At 40.7% G+C, this 2,869-nt stretch carries 2 protein-coding genes; both read right to left on the bottom strand.

The window, feature by feature from the left end; translation table 11 throughout:
* Window positions 1-83: 83 nt before the first annotated feature.
* A complete protein-coding gene (pyrE, locus tag Q0J48_RS07040) occupies window positions 84-749 on the bottom strand; it encodes an orotate phosphoribosyltransferase (protein ID WP_183374042.1) in 666 nt (221 codons plus the stop codon).
* A gap of 90 nt (window positions 750-839) precedes the next feature.
* The coding region (locus Q0J48_RS07035; protein ID WP_296242778.1) for an SHIRT domain-containing protein at window positions 840-2,869 on the bottom strand (2,030 nt) is incomplete at its 5' end.

Genomic DNA, 2,869 nt, shown 5'->3' with positions numbered 1-2,869 from the left:
ATAGCACACAAATCATTCATATTCAATCAGTTTTATTCATAATCGTTCATATTTTATCAAGATTTTACATAAAAAAGGAGCTCCTATTCGGTAGCTCCATATTCAGCGTAATACGCATCGATTCGTGTTTTGATCTTTGGATCCAGTGCATTCTTAGATTCTAGGTATTCCACAACCTCCGGCATTGAAACAATGGCCGCTGTCGGGAATCCATACAATTCACTCACTTCCGTTAAAGCCGTCTTGTTCCCTTTTCCTTTTTCGTTTCGATTCAAAGAAACCATCAGTCCCACGATTTCAACATGGGCTGCCCCGCGTACTTTTGGTACGGTTTCTTCCATTGATTTACCCGATGTCGTCACGTCTTCGATCATGACCACTCGATCTCCGTCTTGTAATTTTGATCCTAAGAAGCTTCCTTTATCGGCGCCATGATCTTTTTCTTCTTTTCGGTCCGAACAATAACGAACTTCCATGCCATATAGTTCATATAACGCAATCGAAGTGACGACCGCTAAAGGAATTCCTTTATATGCCGGCCCAAATAAAACGTCAAAATCTTTTCCATACGTGTTGACGATCGCATGGGCATAATATTCTCCTAATTTCTTTAACTGATATCCGGTCACATACCCGCCGGCATTCATAAAGAAAGGACTCTTTCTTCCTGATTTTAAAGTAAAGTCTCCAAATTTCAGCACTTTGCTTTCTAACATAAAATCGACAAATTCTTGTTTATATTGTTCCATGATTTACTGCCTCCTCGCTGATTCGATTCTATCATATCTTTATCCAGAGAAAAAGGGGAGGCTAGCCTCCCCTAGAAGTCAAAGTATGAACTATGACTTTTTCGAACGTTTACGAACACAAATCAACATGGCACCCAACGCCACAATAGCGATTCCACCATAGAGTGCTGCATTCAATTGAGCCGCTGTATCGGCGTCGTCACCTTTTTCGCTGACTTTCTTCAAGCCCTTCATCGCCTTATTCAAAGCGTTGTAAGCGGAATTGATCTCTTCAGCCGTAGCGGAAGAATCTTTATATACTTTCTTCGCTTCTTCTAATGCTTTTTCTAATGCATCCCAAGAATCTTTTGTATATTGATCTGGATCCAGTTTGTCCGCCTGATCAATCAGGTCTTTCAGGTCGTCTTTTGTTACAGTTTCTGAGCCGCTTGTTTCTTTTGCCTTTACAGTAAATTCTACAGTTACTTGAGAAGTGTTTCCATATTGGTCTGTCACTTCATACGTTACCGTATATTTTCCTGGTTTACTTGTATCGACATTGTTCGAAACCACTTTGATTGAAGCCGTAATATCATTTCCTTGGGCATCGGTGGCGTGTACGCCTGCCATTGGATCAAATTTCGATCCTTGTTCCAATGTCGTATTCACGTCGCTTAAATCAAAGACTGGTTTTTCACTTGGATTCGCCGTAAAGCTCCATGTTCCCGTAAAGACTACCGATTGACTTACAGTGACAGATTGTTGATCCCAACCTTTGAAAGTCCATACGCCTTCATGGGTCGTAACGGTTGTCGCTGTCAAAGCGGCTGGAGTCACCGTACTGCCTTCTGCAGCTTTTTGGGCTGCCGGCAACAAAGCGTTTACTTCTTGTGGCAATACACGTCCATCTTCAGATTTAAATGCATAAGATACATCAAATTCTTTAGTTGGATTTGACCAGGTAAGGGCAAATGGCGAGAATCCACTCTGATCGACATGGAATTTGATACCCTTGTCTGTTTTTTCAATTGCCATGGTTTCTGGCTGGCATTTTTCAATGGCCACACTAACTTGGGCTTCTCCTTCAAATCCATATTCACGATGCAATCCTGGGAAGTGAACCACAGTAAATTCAGTCTCTTCATTGGTTCCTTCCGGATATGGCAAGTAGATATCGGTACCCCTTGTCGAAGATACCCAAGCATTTCCATCTACCGTATTGACCAGATCAAGATACATGAAATCATAGTTTCCTTCAGATACTGTCTGCAAATCTTTTTCATCTAAGAAACCATTCAGTTTCTCCAACATCGCTTTTTCACGATCAAATCCATCATCATCACTCAACAGCTCATCCACTAACAAGCCAACCGCATCTTCATTCATAACCGCGATATCCGGTTTATCGTTAGTCAGATAGGTTGTATTTGGATCAACGACTGCCGTTACTTCAGATACTTCTGCAGAAGGATCTTCGTTTTCAACTGCATTGATATAATCAGTACCTGTTTCTGCCATTCCTTCTGGATCAGAAACATAACGAATCGTAACGGTTGTCTCTGCATCTTCTACATTGACCTTATAGCGTTTTCCATCAATTTCTGCATACAGATCTTCATCGTTTTTAACTTCGAAGGAGTAAACACCAGCTTCTCCGTCTTCTGTAACTTCTTCTCCATTTAATTTGTAAGATGGTTCTAGCTCTGGAATCAGAACAGGTTCTGTTGTATTAGCGTCTTCACCTTCCGCAAGCAATGAAATTCCTTCTGTTTCTTCTTCTGGATAATCACCTACAGTCGTACTGCCCTCTTTACCATCACTCGTTTTATAATACAGCTTGATTTTTTCAGATGGATCTACGCCTTCAGGAAGATTGAATGTATAACGCATATTCGGGAATCCACTTGTTTCATTCAAGTTCGTTCCACCTGTATATCCAGTCAGATCTTCTTCTGGAACAAGAGAAATAGTTTCAATTTCCTTTAATCCTTCAAGAGCCTTTTCTAAATCATCTTCAGCTCTTTGAACCTCATCCACAGTTGCATCAGGATCTTTATTAACCTTTTCTGCAGCCTCTAAAGCATCTTGTAAATCCTTCCAAGAATCTGTAGTGTAATCCTTTTCATTCTTTTCTTTTGCTT

Source organism: uncultured Faecalicoccus sp. (assembly GCF_944325745.1).
Classification (GTDB): Bacteria; Bacillota_I; Bacilli_A; order Erysipelotrichales; family Erysipelotrichaceae; genus Faecalicoccus.
The sequence above is the reverse complement of the archived record's forward strand: the minus strand, read 5'-3'. Positions and strand labels throughout refer to the sequence as shown.

What these genes read in the sequence shown, in the direction of transcription:
- pyrE (WP_183374042.1), bottom strand. Translation starts at nt 749, where the DNA reads ATGGAACAATATAAACAAGAATTTGTCGATTTTATGTTAGAAAGCAAA.